Origin of the sequence: Mesorhizobium sp. ZC-5 (assembly GCF_025753855.1) — a bacterium.
Lineage (GTDB): Bacteria > Pseudomonadota > Alphaproteobacteria > Rhizobiales > Rhizobiaceae > Neomesorhizobium.
In genome coordinates this window covers 586,008-611,786 of sequence record NZ_JAOWPT010000001.1, presented here as the reverse complement: position 1 = coordinate 611,786, position 25,779 = coordinate 586,008, and the positions used below count along the sequence as shown (strand labels likewise).

The following is a 25,779-nucleotide window of genomic DNA, read 5'->3' as shown; positions in this document are numbered from 1 at the left end:
CGTTACTTTCGCGGAAAAATCTGCTGGCCAAGAGCCGCAGTTCAGCGCTTCGCGCAAATGGATTTCCATCCGACCTGGGCAGGCAGTGAGGTCAAACCTGCCGGAGGCCTGTCCGAACGAAGGTTCGCAGCCGGGTCAACAGCTGATAGATGCACGAATAATCCCTGCCGACCGGGCCCGAGCTCTGATTTTCGAGCGTCCTGCGGAAAAAAATATCGCGGCCGGCGCTGGTCAAACCGCCGTCACTTGTGTATAGGCACGCCGACTTTCAGGATTCCGGCCCGAACATACGGCCCTTTCGCGAGGGAATATGGGGCTTTTGACCGATAAGCGAGTAATTCCATGGCTGTTCCAAAACGAAAAACTTCGCCGTCGAAGCGCGGCATGCGCCGTTCGGCCGATGCGCTGAAGGCCCCGACCTATGTCGAGGACAAGAATTCCGGCGAACTGCGCCGTCCGCACCATGTCGACCTGAAGACCGGGATGTATCGCGGCCGTCAGGTCCTGGAGCCGAAGAGCTGAGTTTACAGCCCTTCGTTCCCGTTCAGTTGAAAAGACCGGCTTCAAGCCGGTCTTTTTCGTTTGGCGGATGGCCGCCGCCGGAAAGGCCTTGACGCATACGGCGCCGCGGCTTCTAGAAGCAGAACCAAGAACCGGAGACCCCTGATGCTCGCTGGTATCCCGCTGCTGATCGTGCCTTTCATCCTCTACAATCTGGGCCTCGCCGGATCGTTCGGGCAGGCGGAAGGCGCCGACATTTGGGCGACTCAAGTGTTTTCCATGAGGATGATGTCCGGCGGCGTCTTCTCGCTGACGGTCGGTAATCTGCTGATCGTGGTGGCGCTGCTCCTGCTGTTCGTCGAGATCGTCAAATCGACACGCACTTCGAACGCCTCGATCGTCGATCACCTGCTGTCGACGTTTGTCTTCGTGGCGTACCTGGTGGAGTTCCTGTTGAACACCGAAGCCGCGCATCCGGTGTTCTTCACGCTGATGGTGATCGCGCTGGTCGACGTGCTGGCCGGGTTCTCGGTGTCGTTGCGTTCCGCCGGCCGGGACCTCAACGTAAGCTGACCATTCAACCTCCGTCGGCCTGAAAGCCGCTGGCCTCGATGCCGGCGATGGCTGCCGCCTCGTCATTGTCGGACGTGTCGCCGGAAACCCCGACAGCGCCGATGATCTCGCCCTCCGCGTCCCGGACCAGAACGCCGCCGGCGACGGGGATGACGCGCCCTCCGGAGACCCCCGACAGGCCGGTGAAGAAATGCGGGCGTTCCCTGGCTATCACCTCCAGCCGGCGCGAGCCCATGCCCACGGCCAGAGCACCGAATGCCTTTCCCGCGGCGATCTCGTAACGCAGGTTCGAGGAACCATCCTGCTTCTGGAATGCAAGGAGGTGGCCGCCGGCATCGTGTACCGAGACGCTCAACGGCTTCAGTTCGAGTTCGGCCGCCTTGGCGAAGGCGGCGCCGATGATGGTGTTTGCGCTGGCGAGCGTCAGTTTTGTCATGCGTTTCTCCGCTGGGATCTGGTTCGGCGAGGGAACCTACGCCATGAACCGGGCCGCCACTATCGCTGGTAGCGGCGAAGATGTTTGCGCGATGGTGCCGATAGACCGAGCCGGCATCGACGCGTTGGTGCGAGCCCGCGAAGATGGTTGAAGGGTCGGGTGCAAGTGTCGATGAGCGAGCCTCGAAGGTCGTGGCCTCCGGGTCAGCCCATCGACTCGATCTTGCGCTGCATCGCGGCGATCTGCTCCTTCAACTCCTGCAGGTCGTCGGATTTTTCAGCCGGTTCCTTCCTGGTCGGCTCGGCCGCGGGCGAAGGCGAGGCGCCGGAGCCCGGAGGGAACGGCGTGAACATGCGCATCGCGTTCTGGAACATCTCGATGTTGCGGCGCGTCTGCTCCTCCAGCGCCTTGATCGGCGTGGTGATCTTCATCATGTCCATCGGCGTCTTGCCGAGCGTCGACTTCATCTGCTCGCGGAAGCGTTCCTGTTCCTTGGCGAAAGCAATCATCGACTGCTCGAGAAAACTCGGCACGACCATCTGCATCTGGTCACCATAGAAAGAGATCAACTGGCGCAGGAACGGGATCGGCAGCATGTTCTGCCCATCCTTGTTCTCGAGTTCGAAGATGATCTGGGTGAGCACGGGGTGGGTGATGTCGTCGCCGGTCTTGGCATCCTGGACGGTGAAGTCTTCGCCACGCTTCACCATCTCGGCCAAATCTTCGAGTGTCACATATGTGCTGGTGCCCGTATTGTAGAGGCGGCGGTTGGCATATTTCTTGATGACCACCGGATCGTCTTTTGCAGGCATCAGAACCCTCCCAATCAGACCGGCGTTGAAAGCGGCCGGCAACGGTTGTGCCTGAACAAGGATATGCGCAAAAGCATCGCTTTTGAAAGCGGTTTGTGCAGTGCGGGATCAAGGCTGCTTCTTTAGCGGGCAAAAATTGCTGCGCAGCATAACCGCAGCATAGGCGCCGGAAGCGCTTGTACATCGGGCGGCTTCGCAGATTTCCGGTTTGACTCGGCATTCGGAAAGGGCAAGAAAAGTCGAGACAAGCCGAACACCGATCCCGAGAAATCTGGAGATAGAAATGCCCGCTTCCGAATCCATCGTCGTCGCAAGTGCCACCCGCACGCCGGTAGGCGCGTTCAACGGCGCCTTCGCCAACACGCCGGCGCACGAACTGGGTGCCATCGTCATCAAGGAAGCGCTGGCGCGCGCCGGCGTCGAAGCGGGCGAGGTGGACGAGGTGATCCTCGGCCAGGTGCTGACCGCCGGCCAGGGCCAAAATCCGGCGCGCCAGGCCGCCATCAAGGCGGGCGTGCCCAAGGAGGCGACCGCATGGGGCCTCAACCAGGTCTGCGGCTCGGGCCTGCGGACGATTGCCATCGGCATGCAGCAGATCGCCACCGGCGACGCGAAGATCATTGTCGCCGGCGGCCAGGAATCGATGTCGCTGTCGCCGCATTGCGCGCATCTGCGCGCCGGCGTGAAGATGGGCGACTATTCGATGATCGACACGATGATACGCGACGGCCTGTGGGACGCCTTCAACGGCTATCACATGGGCAATACGGCGGAGAACGTCGCCAAGCAGTTCCAGATCACGCGCGACACCCAGGACGAGTTCGCCGTCGGTTCGCAGAATAAGGCAGAAGCGGCGCAGAAGGCCGGCAGGTTCAGTGACGAGATCGTGCCGGTGACGATCAAGGGCCGCAAGGGCGATACGGTCGTCGACCAGGACGAATACATCCGCCACGGCGCGACGATCGACGCGATGCAGAAGCTGCGCCCGGCCTTCGACAAGGAAGGCACGGTGACAGCCGCCAACGCCTCCGGCATTAATGACGGCGCGGGCGCCGTGGTGCTGATGACCGAAGCCGAGGCCGTCCGCCGCGGGCTGAAGCCGCTCGCCCGCATCGCCTCTTGGGCAACCGCCGGCGTCGATCCGGCAATCATGGGCACCGGACCGATCCCGGCCTCGAAGAGGGCGCTCGAGAAGGCCGGCTGGTCGGTTGGCGACCTCGACCTGGTCGAGGCCAACGAGGCCTTCGCGGCGCAGGCCTGCGCGGTCAACAAGGGCATGGGCTGGAACCCGGATATCGTCAACGTCAATGGCGGGGCGATCGCGATCGGCCATCCGATCGGCGCCTCGGGCACCCGCATCTTCAACACGCTGGTCTACGAGATGCGCCGTCGCGGCGGAAAAAAGGGTCTCGCGACCCTGTGCATCGGTGGCGGCATGGGCGTCGCTATGTGCGTCGAAGCGTTGAACTGAAGAGACGGCAGTAGGGAGAAAAATCAGGAAGGCGAAGGCAAATCGCGGGGCGGCGCACAATTTCCCCTACTGCCTATTGTCCACCGCCTATTGCCCATAAGAACACCGAGGGAGGAAACATGACCAGGACAGCAATCGTCACCGGGGGATCGCGTGGCATCGGCGCCGCCATATCGGTCGGGCTGAAGAAGGCCGGATACAACGTCGCGGCGAATTATGCCGGCAACGACGAGGCGGCGCAGAAATTCAAGGCCGAGACCGGCATCCCCGTCTTCAAATGGTCGGTCGCCGACTATGATGCCTGCGTCGAGGGATTGAAGCAGGTCGAGGCGGATCTCGGTCCGATCGACGTGCTGGTCAACAATGCCGGCATCACCCGCGATGCGCCCTTCCACAAGATGACGCCGCAGCAGTGGAAGGAGGTCATCGACACCAATCTTTCCGGCGTCTTCAACATGACGCATCCACTGTGGAACGGCATGCGCGAGCGTAAATTCGGCCGCGTCATCACCATCTCCTCGATCAACGGCCAGAAGGGCCAGTTCGCGCAGGCCAATTATTCGGCGTCGAAGGCGGGCGATCTCGGCTTCACCAAGGCGCTCGCCCAGGAAGGCGCGCGCGCCAACATCACCGTCAATGCGATCTGCCCGGGCTATATTGCCACCGACATGGTGATGGCGGTTCCGGAAAAGGTGCGGGAATCGATCGTCGCGCAAATCCCGGTCGGCCGCCTCGGAGAAGCCGACGAGATCGCGCGTTGCGTCGTGTTCCTCGCCTCCGAAGAGGCAGGCTTCATCACCGGCTCGACGATCTCGGCAAATGGCGGTCAGTTCTTCGTCTAGGCTGTCGCTTGTCGTCTGGAGGCTGAAAACGAAAACGGCGCCGGAAGGCGCCGTTTCATTTTGAGTAGGCCGTTCAGGCCGGTGCACCAGCAGCACCCGGTGCGCGGGTCTGGAACAGCGCGTTGTGGGCGATGCCGGCGAGTGCGGCGCCGACGATCGGCGCCACCCAGAACAGCCATAGCTGTTGGATCGCCCAGCCGCCCACGAACAGCGCCGGACCGGTGGAACGGGCCGGGTTGACCGACGTGTTGGTCACCGGGATCGAGATAAGGTGGATCAGCGTCAGCGTGAGACCGATGGCGATCGGCGCAAAACCCGCCGGTACATCACCTGAAGTCACGCGCAGGATCACCATCAGGAACATGAAGGTGAGGACCACTTCCGCGATGAGCGCCGAACCCATCGCATAGCCGCCAGGCGAATGCTCGCCGTAACCGTTGGAGGCAAACCCGCCGGCCAGAGTGAAATCGGCCTTGCCGCTGGCAATGAGGTAGAGGACCGCCGATCCGACCACCGCTCCCAGTACCTGGGCCGCGATATAGGGCAGCAGATCCTTTGACGAGAACCTGCCGGCCACCATCAAGCCGACCGACACAGCGGGATTGAAGTGACCACCGGAAATCCCACCGACCGCATAGACCATGGTCAGGACAGTCAAACCGAACGCGAAAGCAACGCCGAGCAACCCGATACCGACATCAGGGAAAGCGGCGGCCAGAACCGCGCTGCCGCACCCGCCAAAGACAAGCCAGAAGGTACCCATGAACTCTGCAATGAGACGTTTGGTCATGATTATTCCCTCCTCATACCAACGCAAGGGAAGGAGGCCATGAAACTGGGCGGAATACAATCGAAACGGGTGGGCGTTTCGGCTTGCAGCCTCCGGAAATCACAGGATTTTTCAAATGCTTGCCGCGTCGCTCCTCATCGGACCGCACTGCGCCTGTGCCGGAACAAGACGGAAAGGTTAACGGGCAAGCAGCGCGAGGCTGGCGTGTTCGCGAGGCCGAGCTGCTTTCTCGGTCGAGCGCGGCCTGAAGACACAAGATGTTGCGGTGAACGGAACGGGAAAACAGCGCCATCGCTGATTCGTCGCCTGTTCGTTCCGGGTTTGGGCGGAGTGTTAACGAAAGCGGCCCGCCAGGCCGATCGATGGCCTCGGTTTGCTCCAAAATAGCAAGTGGAATCCTGAGGTTAATGAAATCTTCACCGTGCGCTCTGGGCTTCGGTGCCGTTCGCGAAACGAAAGTTAACGAAGATGGGCGGATTCGCTCGGAACCGCCAAACGTCGATTCAGCATGTGGTGCCGGGCAGCTCTCGCCGATCTACATGTCGCCGTGAACAAAACCTGAATCGATAAGAGTCAGCGATTCGTCGCTGATTCGTTCCAGACTCGTTCCAACAGTTAATCCGGCAACATTTCCGCTTTCGTTTCACCATCCAAATCCTATATGTGTCGCGGTGGCGTCTGCCTCGCGATTGCCGCCGCTTCCGTCCCGCCTGTGCAGGACCCCGACCAGGAAAGCCATCTGCCTCCTCGATGAACCTGCAGCCGAAACAGAGCGATTATCTCGTGCCCTCCGGACGCGACGTCACCGCCGTTCTGGGACCGACCAACACCGGCAAGACACATCTCGCCATCGAACGGATGGTGGCGCATGGCAGCGGGCTGATCGGCCTGCCGCTCAGACTGCTGGCGCGCGAGGTCTACAGCCGCGTCGTCGACAAGGTCGGTGTCCAGAACGTGGCGCTGATCACCGGCGAGGAGAAAATCCAGCCGGCGGGCGCGCGCTATTCCGTCTGCACGGTCGAGGCACTGCCGCGCGAGACCAACGCGGCTTTCGTGGCGATCGACGAAGTGCAACTGGCCGGCGACCTGGAGCGCGGCCACATCTTCACCGACCGCGTGCTGCATCTCAGGGGCCGGGAGGAGACGTTGCTGCTCGGCGCCGCCACGATGCGCGGCATTCTCGAGCGACTGCTGAAAGGCATTTCCGTCGTCACCCGCCCGAGGCTTTCGCATCTCGCCTATGCGGGCCAGAAAAAGCTGACGCGGCTGCCGCGCCGCACGGCGATCGTCGCCTTCTCGGCCGACGAGGTCTACGCCATCGCCGAACTGATCCGCCGCCAGCGCGGCGGCGCCGCCGTGGTGCTGGGCGCGCTCAGTCCGCGCACCCGCAACGCGCAGGTCGAGATCTACCAGAACGGCGACGTGGACTATCTGATCGCCACCGACGCCATCGGCATGGGCCTCAACCTGGATGTCGACCACGTCGCCTTCGCGCAGAACCGCAAGTTCGACGGCTTCCAGTACCGCGACCTTACCGCGGCCGAACTTGCCCAGGTGGCCGGACGTGCCGGGCGGCATCTGCGCGACGGCACCTTTGGCGTGACTGGCCAGGTCGATCCGCTGGACGACGAACTGGTGCACAAGATAGAGGCGCACGAGTTCGATCCGGTCAAGGTGCTGCAATGGCGTACGGCCGAATTCGACTTTGCGAGCCTCGATACGCTGAAGCGTTCGATCGAGACGCCGGCGCCGATCGAAGGGCTGACGCGGGCGCTTCCCGCGGTCGACGCGCAGGCACTCGATCAGCTGTCGCGCGATCCGGAGATACGCAAGCTGGCGACCAGCCGTGAACGGGTGGCACTGTTGTGGGAGGCGTGCGCGCTGCCGGACTACCGGCGCATCGCGCCGGCGCAGCATTCCGATCTCATCGCATCGATGTATCTCGATCTCGCCGAAAGCGGCCATGTCAACGAGGCCTACATGGCCGAGCAGGTGCGGCGCGCGGATTCGGCCGACGGCGACATCGATACGCTGTCGCACCGCATCGCGCAGATCCGCACCTGGACCTTCGTGTCCAACCGCCCCGGCTGGTTGGCGGATGCGGCACACTGGCAGGAAAAAACGCGCGAGATCGAAGACAGATTGTCGGATGCCCTGCATGAGCGGTTGACGAAACGCTTCGTAGACCGCAGGACTTCCGTGCTCATGAAGCGCCTGAGAGAGAATACGATGCTTGAAGCCGAAATCAGCCCGTCCGGTGCCGTCCTTGTCGAGGGGCACCATGTGGGCGAGCTGCAGGGGTTCCGCTTCACCGCGGACCAGACCGCCGAGGGTGAGGATGCCAAGGCGGTGAAGACCGCGGCCCAGAAGGCGCTTGCCGTCGAGTTCGAGGCGCGGGCGGAGCGTTTTTCCGCGTCGGGCAACAACGACATCGCGCTCGGTTCCGACGGCGTGTTGCGCTGGATCGGCGCGCCGATCGCCACGCTCACCTCCGGCGAGGATGTGCTCAAGCCGCGCGTCATCCTCCTGGCCGACGAACAACTGACCGGCCCGGCGCGCGACAAGGTCGCGGCGCACGCGGAACGCTTCGTCAACTACCAGGCCGAGACGCTGCTGAAGCCGCTGGTCGACCTCAAGAACGCGGAGCAGCTGACCGGCATCGGGCGCGGCATCGCGTTCCAGCTGGTCGAGAATTTCGGCCTGCTCAACCGCCGCGACATCGCCGACGAGGTGAAGTCGCTGGACCAGGAGGGGCGCGGCGCGCTGAGGCGTCTCGGCGTGCGCTTCGGTGCCTACCATGTCTTCGTGCCGGCCCTGCTGAAACCCGGCCCGGCCGGCCTGGTCACGTTGCTCTGGGCGCTGAAGAACGACGGCAAGGACAAGCCCGGCTTCGGCGATGTGGTGCATGCACTGGCCGCCGGCCGCACCTCGGTGGTGATCGATCCGGCCTACGATCGGGCTTTCTACCGGCTTGCCGGCTTTCGCAATCTCGGCCGGCGCGCGGTGCGCGTCGACATACTGGAGCGGCTTGCCGACCTGATCCGCCCTGCACTCTCGTGGCGGGCCGGAACAGGTCCGCGTCCGGACGGTGCCTATGACGGCAGCGTGTTCCTTGTGACGCCTGCGATGATGTCGATCCTCGGCGCCAACGCCGACGACATCGAGGAAATCCTGAAGGGTCTCGGCTATCGCGCCGAGCCAAAGCCGGTCGCCGAGGTGAAGGCCAAGCTTGAAGCGCTTGACACCGCGGCGCGGGAAGCCGCGGAGAAGGCCGCCACGGAAAAGGCGGCGAGAGATGCCGCGCATACGGCAGCCCTCGAGCAGGCAGCCGAACAGATCGCGGCGAGCGCACAGGGCGATGCTGGCGAGGCGAGCGCGGTCGGGGCCGAAACAGGGCAGGCTGCTGCCGATGCAGAAACGCGGGCTGTCGCCGAGGTGGAAACGCCAACTGCCGCCGATACGGAAACGCCAGTTGCCGCTGATGCAGAAACGGCTGCCGCTGATATTTCAACTGCCGGCGCGGAAGTCGCCCCGGATGCCGGTGGAACCGAAGCGGAGTCCACGACGGAAACGATCGAACCCGTCGCGATCGAGGAAGCTGCTACCGTAGAAGCGGCACCTGTCGCCGGGGCCGAAGCTTCGGTCGATACAGTTGCGCAGGATACAGTTGCGCAGGAGGCATCGGCCAGCGGACCGGATGCCGAGACCTCCGAACCGGTGTCGGCGGAGCCCGCGGCGGAAGGCGCGGGCGAGAGCGTCGCGAAGGAGGCAGTCTCCGACGCGACCGAGACCGAAACAGCCGCGGCGCCTGCCGAAGCACCAAAGCCGATCCTGCTCTGGCGGCAGGCCCGGTTCGAGGCCCGGCAAGGCCAGCGCCACGGCAACCAGCGCGATCGCAGCGGTCCGCGCGGACGCCATCAGAATGCAGCGCAAGCGGCGGCGCCTTCCGGCGAGGCCGCGGCACGCAATGACGGCAAAGGCCGGCGCGAAGGCGGCTCGGAGCGTTTCGAGCGCAAGTTCCAGGGCAAACCGGGCAAGCCGGATGGCCAGGGCTTCCGGCCGGAACGCCGTGATGGCGGCAAACCCGGCCAGAAGGGCGGCTTCCAGGGCAAGCCGCAGTTCCAGCAGAAGCCGCGCGAGGAGCGTCCGGTGCGCGTCGACCCGGATTCGCCCTTCGCCAAGCTCGCGGCCTTGCGCGATCAACTGAAAAAATAATCACGGCCCGATATGGTTTCAGAAGGCCGCCAGCGCATCGACAAATGGTTGTTCTTTGCGCGGGTGGTGAAGTCGCGGTCGCTGGCGGCGAAGCTGGCGCAGTCGGGCCGTGTCCGCGTCAACCGCGACAAGACCGATCAGGCATCGCATCCGGTCAAGCCCGGCGACGTGCTGACGATCACGCTGGATCGCCAGGTGCTGGTCTACCGCATCGTCGAATGCGGCACGCGGCGCGGTCCGGCGGAGGAGGCACGCACGCTCTACGAGGACATCTCGCCGAAGCCCGCGCCGCGCGCGAAAGGACTTCCAGAGCAGATGGCACCGCTGCGCGACGCCGGCTCGGGCCGCCCGACCAAGAAGGAGAGGCGGGCGACCGACAAGCTGCACGACGAGGATTGAGCGTCGAGGCTGGGAACTGGCCCACAAGTCGCGAAAATCTGTTCCAGTTCAACGGGCGGATGCGCCGATCCGCGCCCTTGCCACGGCCGGTCAAAGGAGCTACCTCACCGGCGGGAGCATCGAGAAGACCGAGAGGCGGCCAGGAGCCTTACATGACTTATGTCGTGACCGACAACTGTATCAAATGCAAGTACATGGACTGCATAGAGGTCTGTCCGGTCGACTGCTTCTACGAAGGCGAGAACATGCTCGTCATCCATCCCGACGAATGCATCGACTGCGGCGTCTGCGAGCCGGAATGCCCGGCCGACGCGATCAAGCCGGACACCGAACCCGGCCTCGACAAATGGTTGCAGGTCAACACCGAATACGCGGAGAAGTGGCCGAACATAACGGCCAAGAAGGATGCGCCGGCTGACGCCAAGGAGTTCGACGGCGTCGAGGGCAAGTTCGAGAAGTATTTCTCGCCGGAGGCCGGCGAGGGAGACTGATCTGCCGACGGCCGGGACACGCTTCCGGCCTCGTCTACCCGGCATTTTCCCGCCAGGTGCCGACCTGCGCGGCTGCGCGGCATCTTCGCGCATGCAGCAAATTGTTGATTCTTTCAGCTTTTTGTGGTAACACTCGGAAACATGCCGGTGACACAACGTCGATCTATGGCGCAAAAGCGTTAATCATTGAAAGGTGAGGGCCAGTATCCGGACCAAGGCAACTTGGCCAGGCAAGCACGTTTATGTGCCCTCTGCCCGGTCCTGTCTCTCCGGATGGCCCTCATGTGCTCAGGCGGCACCATTGGCCGATCATTCCACGGCCCCAGCAGGTTTCCGGCGATGCCGCCGGTGCCACAACAGGAGTTCAGGGCGTATGGCAATCCAGCAGCAGAAGAAGTCCGCAGCAACGCGTCACGGTTTCAAGACCGGCGAATACATCGTCTATCCGGCGCATGGCGTCGGCCAGATCGTATCGATCGACGAGCAGGAAGTTGCTGGGCACAAGCTTGAGCTGTTCGTGATCGATTTCCAGAAGGACAAGATGCGCCTGAAGGTGCCGGTCGCCAAGGCGACTTCGATCGGCATGCGCAAGCTTTCGGAGGAGGATTATGTCGAGCGCGCGCTGAAGGTCGTGCAGGGCCGCGCCCGCGTAAAGCGCACCATGTGGTCGCGCCGCGCGCAGGAGTATGACGCGAAGATCAATTCGGGCGACCTGATCTCGATCTCGGAAGTGGTGCGCGATCTCTATCGCGCCGAGAACCAGCCGGAGCAGTCCTATTCCGAACGCCAGCTCTACGAGGCGGCGCTGGACCGCATGGCGCGCGAGATTGCGGCCGTCAACAAGATGTCGGAGACCGAAGCGGTCCGCCTCATCGAGGTGAACCTTAACAAGGGACCGAAGCGCGGCGCCAAGGCCGACAACGAGGAAGCCGAGCAGGAAGAGGCTGCATAAGCCGCTTTCTTTCGCAAGACAAAAAACCCGGCCGCGAGGCCGGGTTTTTTGTTGCTTGCGCGGCGTCGCTCATTTTCGCGGTTCGCACGAGAGGAGACGCGCAGGTCCCCGTTTGCCGACTGGATGGGCGTAGCACCAAGGCGTGAGCCGTGAACTTTCGCTCCAAGCGAAAAAGCAATTCTGGACCTTACGGCATGCCAGCTTTCGAGGGCACCATCGCGCCGTAAATCATGCAACAACAGCAGGCTGGCATGGAAAAGGCGACACGACGGGAATGGATCGGGCTGGCGGTCATCGCACTGCCTTGCCTGCTCTATTCCATGGATCTCACGGTGCTCAACCTCGCCGTGCCGCATCTCACGGCCGACCTGAAGCCGAGTGCGGCGCAGTTGCTGTGGATCGTCGACATCTACGGCTTCCTGGTCGCGGGATCGCTGATCACCATGGGCACGCTTGGCGACCGTATCGGCCGCCGCAAGCTGCTGCTCTGGGGGGCGGTGCTATTTGGAGCGGCCTCCATCATCGCGGCGTTTTCGACCTCGGCCGAGATGCTGATCGCGGCGCGCGCGTTGCTTGGCGTCGCCGGGGCGACGCTGGCGCCGTCGACGCTATCGCTGATCCGCAACATGTTCCACGATCCGGCCGAGCGCACCTTCGCCATCGGCGTATGGGGCACCAGCTATTCGCTCGGCGGCGCCATCGGTCCGCTGCTCGGCGGCGCCCTGCTCGAATATTTCTGGTGGGGATCGGTGTTCCTGCTCGCCGTGCCGGTGATGGCGCTGCTGCTCGTGGTAGGCCCGATCCTTTTGCCCGAATACAAGGATCCGGAAGCCGGCCGGCTCGATTTCGCCAGCGCATTGTTGTCGCTGGTGGCGGTGCTGGCGGCGATCTTCGGGCTGAAATGGATCGCCGAAGATGGTTTCTCCTGGCAGCCGGCCTCGATCATCATCGCTGGGCTGGCGGTTGGTGCGATATTCATCGACAGGCAACGCAAGCTCGCCGATCCCCTGATCGACCTGTCGCTTTTCCGCTCGCGCGCGTTCAGCACCGCTCTGGCGGTCAACATGCTCGGCTGTTTCGTTGCGTTCGGCTCGTTCCTGTTCACCGCGCAGTACTTCCAGTTGATGCTCGGGCTTTCGCCGCTGCAGGCCGGCTTGTGGTCGCTGCCTTCGGCTGCGGCGGTGGTTGCAGGGTCGATGCTGGCGCCGCTGATCGTGCGCCGGATACGCCCGGCCTATGTGATCGCCGGCGGGCTGTCGTTCGTCGCCGCCGGGTTTTTCATCATGTCGCGGGTCGGCGGTGCGGACAGCCTGGCCATCCTGGTGGCTGGAACGTTCATCATGGCGCTGGGCTTCGGCCCGATCTTCATCCTGACCACCGACATCATCGTCAGCGCGGTGCCGCCGGAGCGCGCAGGCTCGGCGGGAGCGCTGTCTGAGACGGGTGCTGAATTCGGCGGCGTACTGGGTATCGCCGTTCTCGGCAGCATCGGCATCGCGATCTACCGAGGCGTCATGGCGGATGCGGTTCCCGACGGCGTGCCGGTCAACGCGGCGGACGCTGCGCGCGACACACTCGCCGGCGCCCTGGCCGTTGCCGCGGAGCTGCCGGAGCGGCTGGGCGCCGGACTGGCCGAGGTGGCCCGCGACGCATTCCACCAAGGTTTCGTACTGGTCACCATCATCGCCGCGCTGTTGACCGTTGCACTCGCCGTGGTGGTCCTGCGCGTGTTGCGCAATGCGGGTGCAGGCGATGCGGTGCGTGAAGGCGCGGTGAACTAAAACACGACGCGCCGAATAGAATCGGCGGCCGCGCTTCAGATTCCTTGATTTGGTGCATGTCTCTGTCCCGAAACCAAGGACACTTTCGGGCGACATGCATCAGGTCGCGAGCAGGGGTTGCCGCAGGCTCCCGCGGTTTCGATCATGGTGCAATGGAACGTTCTGCGCCGCCCGACGTTTTTAATCTGTTCTGGCGTATGCCCGGCGGCTTTTTCAGCGCATCGGAATTCGCCTTTTCAGACAGTAATCCGGACGGTGTCCGAACTTGAACCGGATTTGAATCGCCCCAGGTCAACGGAGCGCTTGGCGATGGAAGAGACGGCGAAGAGAAATCTGATCCGGGCCGCGATGAAGGCGCCCTACCTGGCGCGCGAGGAGGAACACGATCTAGCGGTGCGCTGGCGCGACGAGGGCGACCAGCAGGCACTGCACCAGATCACCACCGCGCATATGCGGCTGGTCATCTCTATGGCCTCGAAATTCCGTTATTTCGGCCTGTCGACCGGCGACCTGATCCAGGAAGGCCATGTCGGGCTGCTGGAAGCCGCGGCTCGCTTCGAGCCGGATCGTGATGTGCGGTTTTCGACCTATGCCACATGGTGGATACGCGCCTCCATGCAGGACTATATCCTCCGCAACTGGTCGATCGTGCGGGGCGGCACGAGTTCGGCGCAAAAGGCGTTGTTCTTCAACCTGCGCCGTCTGCGGGCACGATTGACGCAAGGCGCCGAGCCGCTTCCGGACGGCGCGATCTATCGCGAAATCTCGTCGGCGCTGGGCGTCTCGGAAGCCGATGTTGCGATGATGGATTCCAGGCTTTCCGGGCCCGACACATCGCTCAACGCACCGGTGGCCGACGATTCCGGGTCGGCCGACCGCATGGATTTCCTGATCTCGGAGGATCCGCTTCCCGATGAAGTCGCCGAAGACGTCATCGATATCGAGCGGCGCACGGAATGGCTCTATGATGCGCTTGGCGTCCTCAATCCGCGCGAATTGAGGATCATCCAGGAGCGCCGGCTCCAGGACGATGGCGCGACGCTGGAATCGCTGGGCACCAAGCTCGGCATCTCCAAGGAGCGGGTACGGCAGATCGAAACGCGGGCGCTGGAAAAGCTGAAATCCGAACTGGTCAAGGTCAATCCGGCCTTCGAACACGCGGCCTGACAACTAGCCAATTCAACGATCGGTGATGATCTTCACCTTGTCGCCGGCGGAAACGCCGCCGCCGGGCGGCAGCGCGTTGAGCACCCGGAACAGGTCGAGCTTGCGGTCGACGCCGACCATCGAGGCAGAGAGCGACCCGACGGTCTGGCCAGGCCTGACGGTGACGACGCGGATACGGAGCGGCTTCAGCGCCGCCTTCTCGGACGACGACAACGAGCGGAAGCTGCCGCCTACCGAACGGGCCACGCTGTCGAGCGTGGTGCTGGCGACGGGGGCGGCGGTCAGCAGGCGATAGACCTTGTCACCGGAACGGATGACGGTGATGTCGAACTGCCAGCCATCGGCGCGGGCGCGCGCGGTCGCGGCATCGTTGCCGTTGATGTTGGTCGCCTGGACGGTTGCATCTTCCAGACCGGTGACCCAGCCGCTGCGAACATAGTCGGCCAGGGCGATGTTCCTGCCAACCGAGACGCCGTCGAAGCGGATCGCCATGTCGCCAGGCCCGGTCGCGGTGACCTCGGCAGCGGAATTGTCGATGACGAAGCCAGCGGGGACCGAAAAGGCGATGCCGAGGCCGGGATGCTGGAACGTGTTGCCGCGCACGTAACCTTCTTCCGGCGTATCGCCGAACAGAAGGCCGTCGATGCCGGCGAGGAAGGAATCGCGGTCCACCGTTCCGGTGCCGGGCGTGCCGAAGCCGCGCGCGTGGCGCTGCGCCAGTTCGATGCGCTGCGGCGCATTAGGATGGCTGGCAAGGAAGTCGAGGCTCGCATCCTGAGCACCGGTCACCGTGCGGAACTCGCTGTAGGCTGCCATCGACTGGAGGAAGCGGCTTGCGGCGAAGGGATCGTAGCCGGCGCGGCCGATCGACCGGATGCCGATGGCGTCGGCCTCGAGTTCCTGGTTCCGCGAGAACTGGGCAAGCCGGAGCTTGCCGCGGATCAGCGCGACCTTGGCGACCTGGCTTTCGCCGAGGACGTCGGTGACGACCTTGGTCGCCAGAACCTCCTCGGCTTCCTTCTGCTGGCGCTGGATGCCGTGATTGGCGGTGACGTGCCCCATCTCATGGGCGATGACGGCGGCGAGCTCGGCCGAGTCGTTGGCAAGCGCCAGCAGGCCGCGGGTCACGTAGAGATAGCCGCCAGGCAGCGCAAACGCGTTGACGTTGGGGGAATTCAGGATGGTGATGCGATAGGTCTGCGGCGATGGATTGTCGGCATCGAAGGTCAGCGTGCCGACCACCTTGGCGACCATGCGCTCCAGCTTCGGGTCGGAATACTCGCCGCCATAGGTCGCCAGGATGCGCGGATGCTGCTGCTTGGCGAGCTGGGCAAACTTGTCGTTGCGGGCGACAGTATCGACAGTGACCGGGTTTTCCGACGGGCGGAACGCCTGTTCGTTGATCGGCCCGCTCAGCATCTGGCAGCCGGCAAGCAACGCAAGCAACGCGACCGACATCGCAGCGCGCCACGGCGCGCGCAATGCGGGCGTCGGCATGTCTACGGATGTTGTCGGGCAGGTTGGCAGAACGGTTTCCTTTCGGATCGGGGTGAGGCCTCGGGCTTGGGCGACGCCAATTTGCGTCGGACCTAGACATAGTCGCCACCGCAAGACAAGAACGTCGACACGCAGCATCTTGCGGTTTGACGGTAAATTATGTCTGCTTCCGGGCGAATCCTCGTGATTGCAGCGATCCGGCAACACTACCGATATAGCGCCGGAATGCTTCAGGGCCATGCCTGCCGAAGAATTTTGCCGTTCCGCCGCTGGCGGCGACCCGGCCGTCCTCCAGGAACACGATCATCCTGGCGAGTCTGCGCGCGTCTTCAGGCTGGTGGGTGACGAAAAGGACGGTCATACCGCGCTCCGCGTGCAGGTCGGCGACGAGGCCGAGCATGTCCTCCCGCAACGCCGGCCCCAGCGAGGCAAAGGGCTCGTCGAGCAGCAGCACCGGCCGGTCGCGGACCAGCACGCGGGCAAGCGCCACACGCTGGCGCTCGCCGCCCGACACCTCGCGGGGCAGGCGATGCTCCTTGCCGGCGAGGCCGGTGCGGGCGAGTGCTTCGAATATGGCCGCGCGGTCGCCGGCAGTCAGCCGCAATGCCGGCGATCGGCCGAGGCCGACATTCGCCGCGACATCGAGATGGGCAAAGAGGTTGTTTTCCTGGAAAACCATGGATAGCGGGCGATCCGCCGGCGGGGCGTCGGTCACATCCTTGCCATCGATGAGAATGCGTCCCGACTTCGGGGTCTCGAAACCGGCGACGAGATTGAGAAGCGTCGTTTTTCCCGAGCCGCTCGGCCCCATGATTGCGGTGATCGAACCCGCTTCGACGGCGAGATCGAACACCATCGAGGCTTCGCCGTAGCTGAAGATCACCTGGTCGAGTGCTACCGCCGCACCGGCCCGTCTGTCGGCGATGTCAGTCATCGGCGCGCTTCCCCAGCCAGTCGGCGAGCGTTATCAAGGCAAGGCAAAGGAGCCCGAGCAGCAAGGCCAGGCCGGCCGCATCCTCGGTGCGATAGCTGCCCATGCGGGCCAGAAGCAGATAGGGCAGGGTCTGCACGGCATCGCTGCCGAACAGGGCGATGACGCCGAGATCGCCGAGCGACAGCGCCATTGCAAAGGCAAAGCCGGTGAAAAGCGGCCGGCGCAGCACCGGCCAGTCGACCAGGCGAAAGCGGTCGCGGCCGCCGATGCCGAGCAGCGCGCAGAGCCTTTCGTGGCGCTCGCTGGCGGCATCGTAGGCGGGACGGATGGCGCGAATGGCGAAAGGCATCGCCATCACCGCGTTGACGGCGACCACCATGACCGGCGCGAGGAGGAAGACATTGCCGGTGTGGCGCAGAAGAATGAACCAGCCGGCGCCGATGACGATCGGCGGTACCACCAGCACGAATCCGGCACCCGTGTCGGCCAGCCGCTCGAACAGCGAGCGGGAACCGGTACGCCGTTCAAGTTCAAGCGCCCGGCGCGCCATGACCAGCGACAGCGAAAGGCAAACAGAGAGCAGCGCGGACAGGATCGCCAACACCAGGCTCGTCGCGGTTGCCCGAAGCACGGTACTTTCGCCGGCAAGGCGGCCGAGGTCGGCGTCGAGACCGGCAAACACGGTCGCCAGCATCGGCCCGGCCACGAAGAGCAGCGCTAAGGCGATGACAAGGCCGTTGAGGATCGTTTCCACGCGTGTCGCTTCGCGGGTGCGGCGGGACGCGACCGAAAGATTGGCGTCGCCGGTAACGTTGGCACCGAGCTTCGCCAATACCGCAACGACGATCGCCGTGAGCAGGATCTGCAGCAAGGTCAGCGCAACGGCGCGCGCGGGATCGAAGTCGAAACGCAGCGCCTGATAAATCGCCACTTCAAGCGTGGTGGCCTGCGGCCCGCCGCCGAGCGTCAGGACGATAGTGAACGAGGTGATGCACAACATGAAGACGAGGCCGGCGATGCCCGGCATGGCGGCGCGCATGACCGGCCATTCGACAAAGCGGAAGGAAGGTCCGGCCCGCATGCCCAACTGGCTCGCCAGCCGCCACTGGTCGGCGGGTACGGTGTCCAGCGCCTCGACAAAGAGGCGTGTTGCCAGCGGCAGATTGAAGAACACATGGGCGACCAGGATGCCGGACAGGCCGTAGGCTCCCGGCCACGTCTCCCCTGAAAGTGCGGAGAAGATCCCGGCGAAATAGCCGGCGCGGCCATACAGCGCGAGGATGCCGAGGGCGGCGACGATCGCCGGCAGGGCAAGCGGAACCGCGAACATGCGCAGGATCAGGCTACGGCCCGGAAAATCGGGGTGACGCGACAAGGCCCGCGCCACCAGCATGGCAGGGACGACGGACAGGATGGTGGAGAGAACCGCCTGCCAGAGCGTGAAACGCACGATGCGCGCCATGTAGCCGTCGAAAGCGGCGATTGCGCCGGACCAGTTGCTCGCCGCTTCGGCAAGCAGGCCGAGAAGCGCGCCACCGAGCAGGATGGCGATCGCGGCCAGCGCGACGATGCCGGCGGTCTGCCGCCGGTCGACCGCGCGCCGGCCGTGCATCATTTGCTCATCGCCGACAGCCATTCGTCGACCCAGGCCTTGCGGTTCGCGGCGATCTCGTCGGCGCCAAAGGCCAGAGTTTTAGCCGGCTTCACCAATTTGTCGAAGGCCGGGTTGAGCGGCTTCGAGGTTTTCGCGGCCGGGAACATCCAATTGGTTTCCGGGATGGCATCCTGGAACGCCGGGGTCGTCATGAAGGCCATGAATTTCGCCGCGAGCGGGTTCTTGGCGCCGGTCGTGGTGATGCCGGCGACTTCCACCTGCAGGTAGTGGCCTTCCGAGAAGGCCGCCGCCTGATAGCGCTGCGTGTCCTCGGCGATCACATGGTAGGCCGGAGAGGTGGTGTAGGACAGCACCATGGGTGCCTCGCCCTTGGTGAACAGCCCGTAGGATTCGCTCCAGCCCGGAGCGACAGTGAGGATGCGGTCCTTCAGTTTCGCCCACGCTTCCGGCGCCTTGTCGCCGTAGACGGCCTTGACCCAGAGCAGCAGGCCGAGCCCGGGCGTCGAGGTGCGCGGATCCTGGATGACGATTTTCTGCTCGGGATCGCCCTCGACCAGTTCCTTCAGGCTCGCCGGCGGCGTCTTCAGCTTTTCGGTGTCATAGATAACGGCGAAATAGCCATAGTCGAACGGCAGGAACGTGTCGTCGGTCCAGCTGTTCGGCACGGTGAGGTTGCCGGGGTCGACGCCGTGCGGCACGAACAGGCCGGTGGCCCTGGCTTCCGCCGTCAGGTTGGTATCGAGGCCGAGCACGATATCGGCCTTTGTCCCGGCGCCTTCAAGCTTGACGCGGTTGAGCAGCGCGACGCCGTCGGCCACGGAAACGAATTCGACATCGCAGGCGCATTCGGTCTCGAAAGCCTTTTCGACCTGCGGGCCGGGGCCCCACTCGGCAGTAAAGCTTTCATACGTATAGACAGTGAGCTTTTCGGCGGCTGTGGCCGGCAAGGCAAACACCAATGCCGCCGCACCCAGAAGACTTGAAATCACATTGCGCATCGCGCGCCTCCTCTCGTTGCATACAAGGGAATTGAGGCGCCGTTTCAAGCGTCTAATCCCTCCGCCGGTACAAGCCGGATCAGGTTCAGCGGGTTGGCCGGGTTTCCCCGTTTGCCTCTCAGCCGGTCGCATTGCAGCAGCCGGCACCCCGTTAGAGCGTTTCGACACATAGAGCGGGCCTGTGCGGCAGGCAAGCGATTGTTGCGCAAGGCAGCCTTCCGTTTCAGACGACTCGCGTGATAAGGCCACGCGCATGAGCCGTTTCACCATCCTGCTTGGCGGGGATCTCGTCCGCACGCCGCGCCTCGATACCCAGGTCGCCGGTACGCGCGTGATTGCCGCCGATGCCGGCATCCGTCACGCGGCGACGCTCGGCGTCATGCCGGAACTGTGGGTTGGCGATTTCGACTCGGTGCCGGAAGGCATGGAAGACGCTTATCCCGATCTGCCGCGCGAGGTGTTTCCTGCTGAGAAGGACAATACCGATGGTGAACTGGCCATCGACACGGCGTTGAGGCATGGCGCGACGAAGCTGATCCTGGCCGGTGCCTTTGGCGGCCCGCGCGCCGACCACGCCTTCCTGCATCTGGCGATTGCGATGCGGCTTGCCGAAAGCGGGACGCCGATGCTTTTGACCGGCGGTGCGCAGGAAGGCCGCCCGTTGTTGCCGGGCAAATCCAGTTTCGACTACGAGGACGGCGTGCTCTTTTCGGTGATCGGCTTCTCGGCGCTGTCCGGATTGACGCTTACCGGCGTGAAATGGCCGCTGCGCGCGGTCGAAGTGGCGTTCGGCTCGTCGCTTACCATCTCCAACGAGGTTAAGGGCGGGCTTCATGCCGAACTCAAGAGCGGCCGCGCCATGCTGATCGCCCACCCCTTTCCCGGCTCGGAATTCTAGACAATCATGGCGCCACCGCTGCTTCGTCTCGACGACATCAAGCTCACCTTCGGTGGCACCCCGCTGCTCGACGGCGCGGCGCTTTCGGCGTCCGCCGGGGACAAGATCGCGCTGGTCGGCCGCAACGGCTCCGGCAAGTCGACGCTTTTGAAGATCGCCGCCGGAATGATCGAGCCGCAGGACGGCGAGGTGTTCCGCCAGCCCTCCGCCACCATCCGCTACCTGCCGCAGGCGCCCGACATGGAAGGCTTCGCCACCGTGCGGGCCTATGTCGAGGCGGGGCTCGGCCCGGCCGACGACCCGCATCGTGTCACCTATCTGCTCGATCATCTCGGCCTGACCGGCGAGGAGAAGCCCGACGACCTTTCCGGCGGCGAGGCGCGCCGCGCAGCGCTTGCCAAGGTGATGGCGCCGGAGCCCGACATCCTGCTGCTCGACGAGCCGACCAATCATCTCGACCTGCAGGTCATCGAATGGCTGGAGGACGAACTCATCCGCTCGTCCTCGGCGATCATCGTCATCTCGCACGACCGCCGCTTCCTGGAACGGGTGTCGCGCGCCACGGTGTGGCTCGACCGCGGCCAGACCAAGCGCCTCGACAAGGGGTTCGGCCATTTCGAGGAGTGGCGCGACGTGATCCTCGAGGAGGAGGAGCGCGAGCAGCACAAGCTTGGCCGTCAGATCGTGCGCGAGGAACACTGGCTGCGCTACGGCGTCACGGCACGGCGCAAGCGCAACATGCGCAGGCTGGGCGAGTTGCAGACGATGCGGCAGCGGTTTCGCGGCCATCGCGGCGCCGAGGGGCTGGCCAACATGGTGGCGAGCGAAGCCGCCGAATCCGGCAAGCTGGTGCTCGAGGCCAGGAATATCTCGAAGAGCTTTGGCGATCTTGTGGTGGTGAAGGATTTTTCGACCCGCATCCAGCGCGGCGACCGCATCGGCCTGGTCGGTCCCAATGGCGCGGGCAAGACGACGCTTCTGAAAATGCTGACCGGCGAACTTGCTCCCGATACCGGCTCCATCCGACTCGGCACCAACCTGGAGATCGCCACGCTCGACCAGAAGCGGGAAGCGGTCGATCCGCAGGAGACGCTGGCGCACTACCTGACGGATGGGCGCGGCGAGACGGTGGTCGTCAACGGCGAGGAGCGCCACGTCGTTTCCTGGATGAAGGATTTCCTGTTCAAGCCGGAAATGGCGCGCACGCCAGTCCGCGAACTGTCGGGCGGCGAGCGGGCGCGGCTGATCCTCGCCCGCGTGCTCGCCCGGCCGGCAAATCTGCTGGTGCTGGACGAACCGACCAACGACCTCGACATGGAGACGCTGGAGTTGCTCCAGGAACTGGTCGCGGGATTTGCCGGCACAGTGATCCTGGTCAGCCATGACCGCGACTTCCTCGACCGCACGGTGACCTCGACGATCGCGCCGGACGGCGGCGGGCGCTGGATCGAATATGCTGGCGGCTATGCCGACATGCTCGCGCAGCGCGGCGGCACGAAGCTCGACGACCGCAAGGCCGCGCGTGCAAGGACTGCCGTCTCCGAAGGCGCGACGACGGCGAAGCCTGAGGCACCAAAGGGTGCAGCGAAAAAACTCTCCTTCAAGCAGAAATTCGCGCTCGAACAGCTGCCGACGCGGATGGCGGCGGTGTCGGCCTCGATAGCCCGGCTTGAGAACAACATTGCCGATCCAGCGTTCTACGAGCGCGATCCGAAAGGCTTCCAGAAGACCATCGCCGCGCTCGACAAGGAGCGGGAGACGCTCGTTGCTCTCGAAGAGGAGTGGCTGGAACTGGAGATGCTGCGGGAAGAGGTCGAAGGATAGCGCATATTGCCAGTCAAAAGGTATGCGCATAAAGTATGCGCATAGGAGATCGGCATGCTCACCAAATCACCGCCCCGGAAGTCCGTCAATCTGTCTTTGGATGTCGAACTGGTCGCCGAAGCCAAGGCGCTTGATCTCAACATTTCGCGGCTTGCCGAGGAAGGCATCGCGGAAGCTGTCCGCGAGGAGAAGAACCGCCGCTGGAAGATCGAGAACAAGGAAGCGATGGAGTCGTGGAATGAGTGGGTGAAGGAGCACGGGCTTCCCTTCGCCGAGTATCGTGGTTTCTGATGGCGAAACACGACGTGTACCGCGATCCGCGTGGCACTGAAAATCTTCTGTTATGTGTTCAGGCCGATGTTCTCGATACGCTTGAGACCCGGATGGCCATTCCGCTTCTTCCGGATCAGCCGAAGAGGAAACTTATCAAGAAGCTGAACCCCATCTTCGAGATCGCTGGAAAGCGTTACGTTCTCAGTACCCAATATATGCTTGCCGTGCCGGTCGGCGCGCTTCGCGAACGCATCGGAAATCTCGGAAACCATCGTGACGAGATTACCGCCGCGATAGACTTTCTGCATCAGGGGTTCTGAGCGGCCTTCACGGTAAGCTTGCCAGCCAATGCTTCCATCCGCTCGGCGAGGCCGCTCAAAGCGCCGGTCAGCGCCCCGTCGTTCTTGTCGGCCTTGCTCAACGCCTCGTCGCGGGTCTTGCGCAGGGTCATGACCTCGCTTTCCATGCCCTTGATGCGTTTCTGGAGTTCGGACAATTCGTCCAGGACCATGATGCCGGCCATGACGGTCAGACGCTGATCGCCGATCTCGCCGAAAGATGCCTTGAGGTGGGAGACATAGCGGTCGAAACGCTGGCCGAGATCCATCAGGTGTTCCTCCTGGCCTTCGTCGCAAGCCATGCGGTACGCCTTGTTGTCGATCGTCACAGTGACCTGCGCCATCGCAAATTCCTTATCTGTCGAGAACCGCGCGGATGGTTTCCATCGCGGTGACCAGCCGGCGCGACACTTCCTTGTTGGCTTCTTCCAGCCGCTCGGCGCGGGCTTCAGAGTTGTCGAGTTCCTGTGCGAGACGGGTACGGTCGGCGTTCATGCGCTGAACCTCGGCCTCGGCTTCGGAGTAATCCTGCTCCTGCTCATGCCGCGCGGCGACAGCGTTTTCCAACGTGTCGATCGCTTTGCCGAGACGGACGATGACTTCCCTGAGTGTCGTTTCCCCGGTCATGGCTCCAGTTCCAAGCCCGCCGCTCCCGAATCGCTCGCGTTCTTAACGCGTTATTCCGGAAACATTATGCGGCGGGTTAAGCGGCCGTCAATGATGGGTTTCTGCTTTCCCCTGCAATCGGACGGCCGGTTGGCGATCCGGCCGTTTTTCCGGACGATTCGGACAGCCGGGTCGGCCGCGGATTTATTGACAGAGCGGGCGCAACTGCTATGTGTCGCCCAGCCTTTCCAAGGGGTCGACCGCCCCTGCAAACCCGATCGACAAGCGAGAAATCATGACCACACGCGACCAGCACGACCGGATGGCCAATGCGATCCGCTTCCTTTCCATGGATGCCGTCGAGAAAGCCAATTCCGGCCATCCCGGCCTGCCGATGGGCTGCGCGGACATCGCCACGGTACTGTTCACGCGGTTCCTGAAATATGATCCGAAGGCGCCGCACTGGGCCGATCGCGACCGTTTCATCCTGTCGGCCGGCCATGGCTCGATGCTGCTCTACTCGCTGCTCTACCTGACCGGCTACGAAGACATCACCATCGACGAGATCAAGAATTTCCGCCAGCTCGGCTCGAAGACCGCCGGTCATCCGGAATACGGCCATGCGGCGGGGATCGAGACGACAACCGGCCCGCTCGGCCAGGGCCTGGCCAATTCGGTCGGCTTCGCGCTCGGCGAGCGCATCATGAATGCCGCCTTCGGCGACGATCTCGTCGACCACCATACCTATGTGCTGGCCGGCGACGGCTGCCTGATGGAAGGCATCAGCCAGGAAGCCATCGCGCTGGCCGGGCACCTGAAGCTCAACAAGCTGATCGTTTTCTGGGACAACAACAACATTTCGATCGACGGTCCGGTGTCGCTGGCCGATTCCACCGATCAGGTCGCCCGCTTCAAGGCGTCGGGCTGGAATGCCAGCCACATCGATGGCCATGATCCGGAGGCGATCGCCGCGGCGATCGAGGCGGCGCAAAAGTCCGACAAGCCGACGATGATCGCCTGCAAGACGACGATCGGTTTCGGCGCGCCGACACGCGCCGGCACCAACAAGGCGCACGGTTCGCCGCTGGGCGCCGAAGAGATCGCCGGCGCGCGCAAGGCGCTCGGCTGGGATTCCCCGCCTTTCGAGGTTCCGTCCGACATCCTCGACGGCTGGCGGAAGGCCGGGCAGCACTCGGCCGGCAAGCGCGGCGAATGGGAGAAGCGGCTGGCTGCAGCCGATGCAGGAGAGCGCAGCGAGTTTGAACGCCGCATGCGCGGCGAATTGCCGAAGAACCTCGATGCGACGATCGCCGATTACAAGCAGAAGCTCATTGCCGACAAGCCGAAAGTCGCTACCCGCAAATCCTCCGAAATGGCACTCGAAGTCATCAACGGCATCGTGCCGGAGACGATCGGCGGCTCGGCCGATCTGACCGGCTCCAACAACACCAAGACCAGCCAGACCAAGAACATCACGCCTGACGACTACGGCCAGCGCTATGTCCATTACGGCATTCGCGAGCACGGCATGGCGGCGGCGATGAACGGGCTGGCCCTGCACGGCGGCATTGTGCCCTATGGCGGCACCTTCCTCTGCTTCTCCGACTACGCCCGCCCGGCGATGCGGCTTGCCTCGCTGATGGGCATCCGCTCGATATTCGTGATGACGCACGATTCCATCGGCCTCGGCGAGGACGGCCCGACGCACCAGCCGGTCGAGCATCTGGCCGCGCTGCGCGCCATCCCCAACCACAACGTCTTCCGCCCCGCTGACGCCACCGAGGCGGCGGAATGCTGGCAGTTGGCGCTGGAGTCGGAAAAGACGCCGTCGACGCTGGCATTGACCCGCCAGAACCTGCCTGCGGTGCGCGCCGAATACGTTACCGAAAACCTTTGCGGCAAGGGCGCCTACGAACTGGCATCGGCCGACGGCAAGGCCGCGGTGACGATCTTCGCGTCCGGCTCGGAAGTGGAGATTGCGCTGGCGGCCCGCGACAAGTTGCAGGCACATGGCCATCCGACCCGCGTCGTTTCGGTTCCCTGTTTCGAACTGTTCGACAAGCAGAGCGCCGAATACCGCAAGAAGACCATCGGCGATGCGCCGCTCAAGATCGCTATCGAAGCCGGCATCCGGCAGGGCTGGGATCATTTCATCGGTACCGACGGCATCTTCATCGGCATGGACGGTTTTGGCGCCTCGGGCACGATCGAGCAGCTCTACCCGCATTTCGGCATCACCGCCGACGCCGCGGCAAAGGCCGGGGAGAAGCGCCTGCACAAATAGGTGGTTGTCGTCTTGCCGCGGCTGCGGGGCATTTGGACGCAGCCGCGGGCCTATTGTGGCGGCTTAAACGATTAGGTGCCGC

General features: G+C 63.9%; 24 protein-coding genes and 1 riboswitch. Of the genes, 15 read left to right on the top strand and 9 right to left on the bottom strand.

From position 1 onward, the window contains the following. The first annotated feature begins 342 nt into the window (after window positions 1-342). A complete protein-coding gene (gene rpmF / locus OHD58_RS02960; protein WP_263801541.1) occupies window positions 343-522 on the top strand; it encodes a 50S ribosomal protein L32 in 180 nt (59 codons plus the stop codon). A gap of 144 nt (window positions 523-666) precedes the next feature. Beyond that, the gene (locus tag OHD58_RS02955) at window positions 667-1,074 is read left to right on the top strand and encodes a hypothetical protein (RefSeq protein WP_263801540.1); all 408 of its coding nucleotides are present in this window, start codon (window positions 667-669) and stop codon (window positions 1,072-1,074) included. A 4-nt stretch (window positions 1,075-1,078) separates the two neighbouring features. Here OHD58_RS02955 and OHD58_RS02950 read toward each other — a convergent pair whose 3' ends face one another. Together OHD58_RS02950 and phaR are read right to left on the bottom strand one after the other, a co-directional pair. Then, the gene (locus tag OHD58_RS02950) at window positions 1,079-1,510 is read right to left on the bottom strand and encodes a GlcG/HbpS family heme-binding protein (protein WP_263801539.1); all 432 of its coding nucleotides are present in this window, start codon (window positions 1,508-1,510) and stop codon (window positions 1,079-1,081) included. A gap of 203 nt (window positions 1,511-1,713) precedes the next feature. Further along, window positions 1,714-2,322: a polyhydroxyalkanoate synthesis repressor PhaR gene (gene phaR, locus OHD58_RS02945; protein ID WP_263801538.1), complete on the bottom strand. Its 609-nt coding sequence runs from the start codon at window positions 2,320-2,322 to the stop codon at window positions 1,714-1,716. A gap of 283 nt (window positions 2,323-2,605) precedes the next feature. Here phaR and OHD58_RS02940 point away from each other — a divergent pair, with 283 nt between their 5' ends. Continuing rightward, window positions 2,606-3,793: an acetyl-CoA C-acetyltransferase gene (locus OHD58_RS02940; protein ID WP_263801537.1), complete on the top strand. Its 1,188-nt coding sequence runs from the start codon at window positions 2,606-2,608 to the stop codon at window positions 3,791-3,793. A gap of 119 nt (window positions 3,794-3,912) precedes the next feature. After that, window positions 3,913-4,635 (top strand): beta-ketoacyl-ACP reductase, encoded by a 723-nt coding sequence (locus OHD58_RS02935; RefSeq protein ID WP_263801536.1) that lies wholly within the window; start codon window positions 3,913-3,915, stop codon window positions 4,633-4,635. A gap of 73 nt (window positions 4,636-4,708) precedes the next feature. Here the strand turns inward: OHD58_RS02935 and aqpZ are convergent, their stop codons facing one another. Continuing rightward, window positions 4,709-5,425, bottom strand: a complete 717-nt coding sequence (aqpZ, locus tag OHD58_RS02930; RefSeq protein WP_263801535.1) for an aquaporin Z — start codon at window positions 5,423-5,425, stop codon at window positions 4,709-4,711. A 750-nt stretch (window positions 5,426-6,175) separates the two neighbouring features. Between aqpZ and OHD58_RS02925 the strand changes: the two genes are divergently transcribed. The 6 genes from OHD58_RS02925 (at window position 6,176) to OHD58_RS02900 (ending at window position 14,430) form a co-directional block, all read left to right on the top strand. Continuing rightward, on the top strand, window positions 6,176-9,640 hold the full coding sequence (locus tag OHD58_RS02925; RefSeq protein WP_263801534.1) for a helicase-related protein: 3,465 nt from the start codon (window positions 6,176-6,178) through the stop codon (window positions 9,638-9,640). Window positions 9,641-9,652: 12 nt separating this feature from the next. After that, entirely contained in the window at window positions 9,653-10,039 is a 387-nt protein-coding gene (locus OHD58_RS02920; protein WP_263801533.1) for an RNA-binding S4 domain-containing protein, read from the top strand. Between the two features lie 152 nt (window positions 10,040-10,191). Further along, window positions 10,192-10,530 carry a ferredoxin FdxA gene (gene fdxA / locus OHD58_RS02915; protein ID WP_263801532.1) on the top strand — a complete coding sequence of 113 codons (339 nt, stop codon included), beginning with the start codon at window positions 10,192-10,194 and terminating at the stop codon, window positions 10,528-10,530. Between the two features lie 373 nt (window positions 10,531-10,903). Further along, window positions 10,904-11,482 carry a CarD family transcriptional regulator gene (locus tag OHD58_RS02910; RefSeq protein WP_263801531.1) on the top strand — a complete coding sequence of 193 codons (579 nt, stop codon included), beginning with the start codon at window positions 10,904-10,906 and terminating at the stop codon, window positions 11,480-11,482. A gap of 230 nt (window positions 11,483-11,712) precedes the next feature. Next, the gene (locus OHD58_RS02905) at window positions 11,713-13,263 is read left to right on the top strand and encodes an MFS transporter (protein WP_412177152.1); all 1,551 of its coding nucleotides are present in this window, start codon (window positions 11,713-11,715) and stop codon (window positions 13,261-13,263) included. Between the two features lie 309 nt (window positions 13,264-13,572). After that, window positions 13,573-14,430: an RNA polymerase factor sigma-32 gene (locus OHD58_RS02900; RefSeq protein WP_263801529.1), complete on the top strand. Its 858-nt coding sequence runs from the start codon at window positions 13,573-13,575 to the stop codon at window positions 14,428-14,430. A gap of 12 nt (window positions 14,431-14,442) precedes the next feature. Here OHD58_RS02900 and OHD58_RS02895 read toward each other — a convergent pair whose 3' ends face one another. From OHD58_RS02895 to thiB, 4 genes are all read right to left on the bottom strand, one after another. Then, window positions 14,443-15,888, bottom strand: a complete 1,446-nt coding sequence (locus OHD58_RS02895) for a M48 family metalloprotease (protein WP_263801600.1) — start codon at window positions 15,886-15,888, stop codon at window positions 14,443-14,445. A 196-nt stretch (window positions 15,889-16,084) separates the two neighbouring features. Next, window positions 16,085-16,861 (bottom strand): thiamine ABC transporter ATP-binding protein, encoded by a 777-nt coding sequence (thiQ, locus tag OHD58_RS02890; RefSeq protein ID WP_263801528.1) that lies wholly within the window; start codon window positions 16,859-16,861, stop codon window positions 16,085-16,087. After that, window positions 16,854-18,497: a thiamine/thiamine pyrophosphate ABC transporter permease gene (gene thiP, locus OHD58_RS02885; protein WP_263801527.1), complete on the bottom strand. Its 1,644-nt coding sequence runs from the start codon at window positions 18,495-18,497 to the stop codon at window positions 16,854-16,856. Before thiP ends, thiQ begins: the two co-directional genes overlap by 8 nt. Continuing rightward, window positions 18,473-19,474, bottom strand: a complete 1,002-nt coding sequence (gene thiB / locus OHD58_RS02880) for a thiamine ABC transporter substrate binding subunit (RefSeq protein WP_263801526.1) — start codon at window positions 19,472-19,474, stop codon at window positions 18,473-18,475. Before thiB ends, thiP begins: the two co-directional genes overlap by 25 nt. A gap of 39 nt (window positions 19,475-19,513) precedes the next feature. Further along, a riboswitch (TPP riboswitch) is annotated at window positions 19,514-19,635 on the bottom strand. A gap of 92 nt (window positions 19,636-19,727) precedes the next feature. Here thiB and OHD58_RS02875 point away from each other — a divergent pair. From OHD58_RS02875 to OHD58_RS02860, 4 genes are read left to right on the top strand one after another with little or no spacing between them, the layout of a single operon-like run. After that, complete coding sequence (locus OHD58_RS02875; RefSeq protein ID WP_263801525.1) at window positions 19,728-20,372, top strand: thiamine diphosphokinase; 645 nt, start codon at window positions 19,728-19,730, stop codon at window positions 20,370-20,372. 6 nt (window positions 20,373-20,378) lie between these two features. Further along, window positions 20,379-22,196, top strand: coding sequence for an ABC-F family ATP-binding cassette domain-containing protein (locus OHD58_RS02870; RefSeq protein WP_263801524.1), 1,818 nt, complete (start codon window positions 20,379-20,381; stop codon window positions 22,194-22,196). Window positions 22,197-22,250: 54 nt separating this feature from the next. Further along, window positions 22,251-22,487: a type II toxin-antitoxin system CcdA family antitoxin gene (locus OHD58_RS02865; protein WP_263801523.1), complete on the top strand. Its 237-nt coding sequence runs from the start codon at window positions 22,251-22,253 to the stop codon at window positions 22,485-22,487. Beyond that, window positions 22,487-22,789: a CcdB family protein gene (locus OHD58_RS02860; RefSeq protein WP_263801522.1), complete on the top strand. Its 303-nt coding sequence runs from the start codon at window positions 22,487-22,489 to the stop codon at window positions 22,787-22,789. Before OHD58_RS02865 ends, OHD58_RS02860 begins: the two co-directional genes overlap by 1 nt. On the opposite strand, the gene OHD58_RS02855 is transcribed toward OHD58_RS02860, so the two are convergent. Both OHD58_RS02855 and OHD58_RS02850 read right to left on the bottom strand, forming a co-directional pair. Further along, window positions 22,777-23,151: a cell division protein ZapA gene (locus tag OHD58_RS02855; RefSeq protein ID WP_263801521.1), complete on the bottom strand. Its 375-nt coding sequence runs from the start codon at window positions 23,149-23,151 to the stop codon at window positions 22,777-22,779. The genes OHD58_RS02860 and OHD58_RS02855 overlap by 13 nt on opposite strands. Window positions 23,152-23,161: 10 nt before the next feature. Further along, window positions 23,162-23,434 (bottom strand): DUF4164 domain-containing protein, encoded by a 273-nt coding sequence (locus OHD58_RS02850; RefSeq protein ID WP_263801520.1) that lies wholly within the window; start codon window positions 23,432-23,434, stop codon window positions 23,162-23,164. Window positions 23,435-23,708: 274 nt separating this feature from the next. On the opposite strand from OHD58_RS02850, the gene tkt reads away from it, so the two are divergent. Further along, window positions 23,709-25,697, top strand: coding sequence for a transketolase (tkt, locus tag OHD58_RS02845; protein ID WP_263801519.1), 1,989 nt, complete (start codon window positions 23,709-23,711; stop codon window positions 25,695-25,697). Window positions 25,698-25,779: the final 82 nt, after the last annotated feature.